4 protein-coding genes and 1 pseudogene are annotated in these 5,853 nt (G+C 43.3%); 4 read left to right on the top strand and 1 reads right to left on the bottom strand.

Going from position 1 to position 5,853, the window contains the following annotated elements; all coding sequences use genetic code 11:
• Positions 1-122 precede the first annotated feature (122 nt).
• The 3 genes from B5F71_RS18370 (at position 123) to B5F71_RS18360 (ending at position 4,225) form a co-directional block, all read left to right on the top strand.
• Positions 123-968: a metallophosphatase gene (locus B5F71_RS18370; RefSeq protein WP_022040244.1), complete on the top strand. Its 846-nt coding sequence runs from the start codon at positions 123-125 to the stop codon at positions 966-968.
• 1 nt (position 969) lies between these two features.
• Positions 970-3,936: a glycoside hydrolase family 3 N-terminal domain-containing protein gene (locus B5F71_RS18365; RefSeq protein ID WP_087213237.1), complete on the top strand. Its 2,967-nt coding sequence runs from the start codon at positions 970-972 to the stop codon at positions 3,934-3,936.
• 121 nt (positions 3,937-4,057) lie between these two features.
• Complete coding sequence (locus tag B5F71_RS18360; protein WP_013618916.1) at positions 4,058-4,225, top strand: 4Fe-4S binding protein; 168 nt, start codon at positions 4,058-4,060, stop codon at positions 4,223-4,225.
• 72 nt (positions 4,226-4,297) lie between these two features.
• On the opposite strand, the gene B5F71_RS18355 is transcribed toward B5F71_RS18360, so the two are convergent.
• Positions 4,298-5,500: an ROK family transcriptional regulator gene (locus tag B5F71_RS18355; protein WP_087213234.1), complete on the bottom strand. Its 1,203-nt coding sequence runs from the start codon at positions 5,498-5,500 to the stop codon at positions 4,298-4,300.
• Positions 5,501-5,668: 168 nt separating this feature from the next.
• Between B5F71_RS18355 and nagB the strand changes: the two are divergent.
• Positions 5,669-5,853: pseudogene (nagB, locus tag B5F71_RS18350) on the top strand (glucosamine-6-phosphate deaminase); the annotation flags it as partial.

Here is a 5,853-nt window from a genome sequence, read left to right as displayed (position 1 = left end):
TTTGATTTGCAACTATAAAATTACTCATTTTCTGCGATATGCGGAAATCCCTGTGCCTCTTTTATATCCCAAGAAGAAGGTTATCTATTAACTTGCGAAACTTGAATAATACAGATTAAGCAATGAAAAAATTGTGTCTTATTTCTTTATGGGTATGTTTGCTTGTGGTTACAGCAGCAGCCCAGTCAACCAAGGAGATTTATTTATTTCATACCAATGACATGCATAGTCGTATTGAGCCTTTTCCTGAAAATTACCAGGATACCTTGCTGGCAGGGAAAGCCGGTATGGTGCGACGTGCTACTTTTATCAGCCAGCAGCGTGAAATCCATCCTGATTTGTTGCTTTTCGATTGTGGGGATTTCTCGCAAGGTACACCTTATTATAATATATATAAGGGAGAAGTGGAAATCAGCATGATGAACGAGATGCGTTATGATGCTGGTACTATCGGGAACCATGAGTTCGATTTCGGTTTGGAGAATATGGCGCGTTTGTTCAGGTTGGCAGAGTTTCCCATTGTATGTGCCAATTATGATGTGACGGGTACGGTGCTGGAAGGTTTGGTGAAAGAGTATGTTGTGTTGCATCGGGATGGTATTAAGATTGGAGTGTTCGGGTTGGGCGCGCAACTGGAAGGTTTGGTGGCAAAAGCATCGTATGGTGACGTGAAGTTTGAGGATCCTGTCTCTGAAGCACAACGGATTGCTGACCTGCTGAAAATGCAGGAGAAGTGTGATTTGGTGATTTGTCTTTCTCATTTGGGTTGGAAAGGAGAGCCTTATTCGGATGTGGAACTGATAGAGAATACGTGCAATATCGATGTAGTATTGGGCGGACATTCGCATTCTTATTTTGAGAAACCTGAATATTATAAGAATCTGGATGGCGTGGAAGTGCCTTTGCAACAAATGGGAAAGCATGCCGCTTTTATAGGAAAAATGGTGTTGACTTTGCAAAAGAACTGAGATGAGAAAGGCGGTCGTTTTATATATATGCTTGTTGTTGTCTGTCTGGGTAGAGGCTCACACGATGCCTTCGGTATTGAGCCAGGTGAAAGATACGGCAGCGTGCCGCAGATGGGTGGAAAGCCGGTTGTCGGAGATGACATTGAAACAGAAAATCGGACAGCTGTTTATCCATACGGTAGATCCTGTTACAGCTCCGCGCAACAAAGCCCAGATACGGAAAGCGATTGAGGAATATGGATTAGGTGGATTGTTGTTTGCCAAGGGGCGGATAGACCAGCAGGTGCAATTGACTAACTTGGCACAGCAATGGAGCCGGATCCCTTTGCTGATTACTTTTGATGGTGAATGGGGATTGGCTATGCGTCTGAAAGATACGCCCGAATTTCCCAAAAACCGGATATTGGGATGTGTTCAGGATGATTCGTTGATTTATCGTTATGGGAGAGAGGTGGCACGTCAGTTGCGTGAAATAGGGGTGCAGGTTAATTTCGCTCCTGTGGCGGATGTGGATAATAATCCGGGAAATCCAGTCATCAATACCCGTTCTTTCGGGAGTAACCCCAAAGAAGTGGCACGGAAAGTTATTGCTTATGCACGCGGTTTGGAAGATGGAGGTGTGTTGGCTGTCTGCAAGCATTTTCCCGGACATGGTGATACGGATGTCGATTCGCATAAGGCATTGCCAGTGCTTCCTTTTGACCGTGCCCGTATGGATTCTATTGAGTTGTATCCATTTCGTAGGGCGATAGATGCGGGAGTAAGTGGTATGATGGTCGGGCATCTGCAAGTTCCTGAATTGGAGGAGAAGCCGGCTTCTATTTCTTCCGATATTATAACCACTATGTTGCAGGATGAGTTTCATTTCTCCGGACTAGTCTTTACCGATGCGCTCGAAATGCGAGGTATCCGTCAGGCGGACGATGTGTGTGCACAGGCACTTTTGGCCGGAAACGATTTGTTGTTGGCTCCACGTAATTTAAAGCGGGAAATGACTGGAGTAATGAATGCTATAAAGAAAGGCCTGCTTACCGAAGAGGTGATTACCGAGAAATGCCGGAAGGTACTTACCTTTAAATATGCATTGGGTCTAAGTCAGCGCCCGGTGGTGGATGAAAAAGATTTGAAGTCTCGTATACGCATTCCTGAAACAGACAGCTTGCTGCTGGCATTGGATAAAGCAGCTGTTACAGTACTGAAGGACTCGCTGGAAATGCTTCCGTTGGAATTGGCTTTGTCAGGTAATGTCTTGTTGAGCATTTCTCCTTCGATAGTCGATTCTTATCCTTTTTACAACGGATTGCAGGAATCGATAACAATCAATTGGGTACATGCACGTGTGGATTCGTTGCAGTCCATTCGTAAGCGGCTTCGCACGGCACAGCAGGTTATCGTAGCATTGCATCAGAAAGATTATGAATCTTATGTGCCGTTTCTTCAGGAATTGGCAGCCGATAAACCACTGGTGGTCGTTTCTTTTGTTCCTCAGGAGGATTTGAAGACTATGCTTCCTGTCTTGCAGCATGCTTCGGCCGTTGTTCAGGCACATGTCGGAACAGAAGCAGTTCAACGTTATGTAGCAAAGGTCATGACAGGCAGAGACAAGGTGACAGGACGTTTGTCGGTAGGCATTCCCGGCTGGTGTCAAGCAGGTGTAGGCATAACAATAGACCCTGATTGCCCCTATTTGTATACACCTGAAGATTTTGGTATGGATTCGCGTATATTGGCACGTATTGATACAATAGCCCAGGAAGGGATTGATGCGCAGGCTTATCCCGGATGTCATGTGCTGATATTGAAGGATGGATATCCTGTCTATAATAAATGCTTCGGAACATTTACCTACGATGGTTCGCGCAAGGTGAAAGAAAATGATTTATATGATTTGGCTTCTTTGAGTAAAGTGACCGGTACATTGTTGGCTGTAATGAAATTGTATGACGAAGGTAAATTCGGGTTGACCGATCGGGTGAGTCAGTATTTGCCAATGTTGGAAGATACACGGAAATCGCGTATTACTGTCCAGGATTTGTTGTTTCACGAATCTGGTTTGCCTGCTTACTGGGCTTTCTATAAGGAAGCTATTGATTCGAAGTCATGTAAAGGAGGTTTGTTTCGTAAAAAGTATGACCGGTATCACACGTTGCAAGTAGATGAAAACCTGTATGCCTGTACCGGGTTCGTTTATAAAAAAGAATGGGTTTCTTCTGTACGCACAGGGAAGTATGTGTTGCCTTTGTCCGACAGCTTGTATTTGAATGCTGATTTTCGGAAAGAGATAAACCGGCAATTGGCAGATATACCTTTGAAAGGACATTCTTACCGGTATAGTTGTTTGAACTTTATGTTGCTGAAAGAGTTAGTGGAATCTGTTGCAGGCGTTGCATTGGATGTGTATTTGGATAGTGTATTCTATAAGCCGATGGGTTTGGTGCATACGGCATACAATCCTTTGCATCGGTTTGATAAATCGCAGATTGTGCCTACTGCGGCTGAAGACTTTTTGCGTAGAACAGAACTGCAAGGGTATGTAAATGATGAGATTGCAGCTTTCATGGGAGGAGTTTCAGGTAATGCCGGACTTTTTTCGACGGCACATGATGTAGGAGCTGTCTTTCAAATGCTGTTGGATCGGGGAGTGTATGGAGGGCATCGTTACCTGAGTAGGGCTACATGCGACTTATTCATTACCTTACAGTCGGAAGAGAGCAGGAGAGGACTGGGGTTCGACAAGCCTGATACCGGGCATCCAGAGCATAGCCCGTGTGCGGCTGAAGCTCCGCAAGGGGTTTTTGGGCATACAGGCTTTACTGGTACTTGTGCTTGGGCAGATCCGGAAAACGATTTGGTCTTTGTTTTCTTGAGCAACCGCACTTATCCGCGTGCATTCAATCATAAGAATCTGACTAAGCTGAATATACGTACACGTATGCAACAAGCAATGTATCAGTCTATAAAGCGGTGATTCTATTTAGACTATGTACAAATTAATCAAATATTGCTATGTAGACGTTACAACTTCACATAAAAAAGTTACCTTTGCATTATCAAATTAGTACTAATAATAACTTTTAACTTTTACAACAATGGCTTACGTAATTAGTGACGATTGTATCGCTTGCGGTACTTGTATCGATGAATGCCCGGTTGGCGCAATTTCTGAAGGTGACAAATATTCTATCAACCCGGATATGTGTACAGAATGCGGTACTTGCGCAGATGTATGTCCTTCTGAAGCAATCCACCAAGGATAATCGATAAATCGTCGGTTTTAAAATTTATAGAGGATGTTCTCTTTTTGGAGTGCATCCTCTTTTGTATTTGGGTCAGGCTTCAAACATCCGGCTTCTCGATAATAGACATGAGCCTATGATACCTGCCTGGCTTTTCAGTTTTGACAAAATGATTTCTGAATCGCGGCTCATCAGGCTAAGTGTGTATTTTCGTACGGTGGTAATGATGGGCTGTAACAGAAATTCGCCTGCATTCGACATTTCCCCTCCAATGATAACTGTATCAGGATTGAAAATATTGATAAGGTTACCGATATGCACCCCCAGTTGTTGTCCGATTTCTTCTACCAGTTCAATGGCAAGTAAGTCTTCTTTGCCTATGGCATTGAATATATCATCCAAGGTAATGTCTTCGATGGACTTTTCAGACAGGACAATCGAAGTCTCGCCTGCTTTCAGGTGTTCGATGAATTTGCGGTAGAGAGCCGAACAGGAATTTTCAGTTTCCAGGCATCCCTTTTTGCCGCAATGGCAGATAATCTGGTTGTCATACCCATAGGTGTGGCCGAATTCGCCCGAGAACCCAGACTTGCCTTTGTATAATTTCCCGTCTATCAGAATACCCATGCCCAGTCCCCAGTCTATATTGATAAAAAGAGCATTGCGCGAACCTTTTAGAGCTCCTTTGATATATTCGCCATACAACATGGCGCGGCTATCGTTCTCGATAGAAACTTCGATGCGTATACGTTCTGTCAATATTTCTGCTAAAGGGCGTTCGCCGAAGTTGAAGAAACTGTGACTGTATCCCAGTTCTGGATTCACCCGTCCGCACAGAGCTACATTGATGTGTATAATCCGCTCTTTACTGATGCTGAGTCCATCGATAAAGGTTTCAATGTGTCGGCAGATTTTGTCAATGCATGCCATTGTGTCTTGCCGTTCGATATGGATACCCATTTGTAGTTTCAGTAAATCACCTTTGAAGTTGATGAGACCGATATGCAGGCTGTTCCACGTTATGGATACGCCGATAAAATAGGCCGAATCAGGGTTTAGTCCATAAAGAATTGGATGTCTTCCACCGCTCGTTTCCAATTTCCCATATTCATCAATGTAGCCTTGTTCATGCATTTCGTCTATTACTTTTGTTACAGTAGGAATGCTTAAGTCCATGTCTTTGGCTAGGTCGGTAATGGTCGAATTTTCATTATATATTAAATAGGTAATGATATGCTTTTTCATAATAGCACTTTTCGAATCTTTTTGGATGTCTGCTAATAGCTGTTCTTTCATAAGCGGTGTTTTTAAAAATGGAAAGCCGGTTAATTAAAAATTAAAAAAAACAATCGATAATTACTTTGTATAATGATTGTTTTATTCATAATTCCCAATATCTTTGCAGTGATTTAACATGCAAAGTGGATTCTTGTTACAAATATATTAATTAAATCTGGAAAAACTATGAGAGTTATTATCGAATCTGATTACCGGTCTCTTTCTGAATGGGCTGCCAACTATGTGGCAAAACGGATAAACGAGTTCCAGCCATCTTCCGAACGTCCTTTTGTATTGGGCTTGCCTACGGGCTCTTCCCCATTGGGCATGTATAAGGCGCTGATTGAACTGAACCGAGAGGGAAAGGTGTC

This window comes from Bacteroides sp. An269 (assembly GCF_002159755.1).
GTDB classification, from domain to species: domain Bacteria; phylum Bacteroidota; class Bacteroidia; order Bacteroidales; family Bacteroidaceae; genus Phocaeicola; species Phocaeicola intestinalis.
This window is presented reverse-complemented; position numbering and strand designations above follow the sequence as displayed.

Excerpts from the sequence above, each read along its gene's own strand:
- B5F71_RS18370 (WP_022040244.1), top strand. The coding sequence starts at position 123 with ATGAAAAAATTGTGTCTTATTTCTTTATGGGTATGTTTGCTTGTGGTT.
- B5F71_RS18365 (WP_087213237.1), top strand. The coding sequence starts at position 970 with ATGAGAAAGGCGGTCGTTTTATATATATGCTTGTTGTTGTCTGTCTGG.
- B5F71_RS18360 (WP_013618916.1), top strand. The coding sequence starts at position 4,058 with ATGGCTTACGTAATTAGTGACGATTGTATCGCTTGCGGTACTTGTATC.
- B5F71_RS18355 (WP_087213234.1), bottom strand. The coding sequence starts at position 5,500 with ATGAAAGAACAGCTATTAGCAGACATCCAAAAAGATTCGAAAAGTGCT.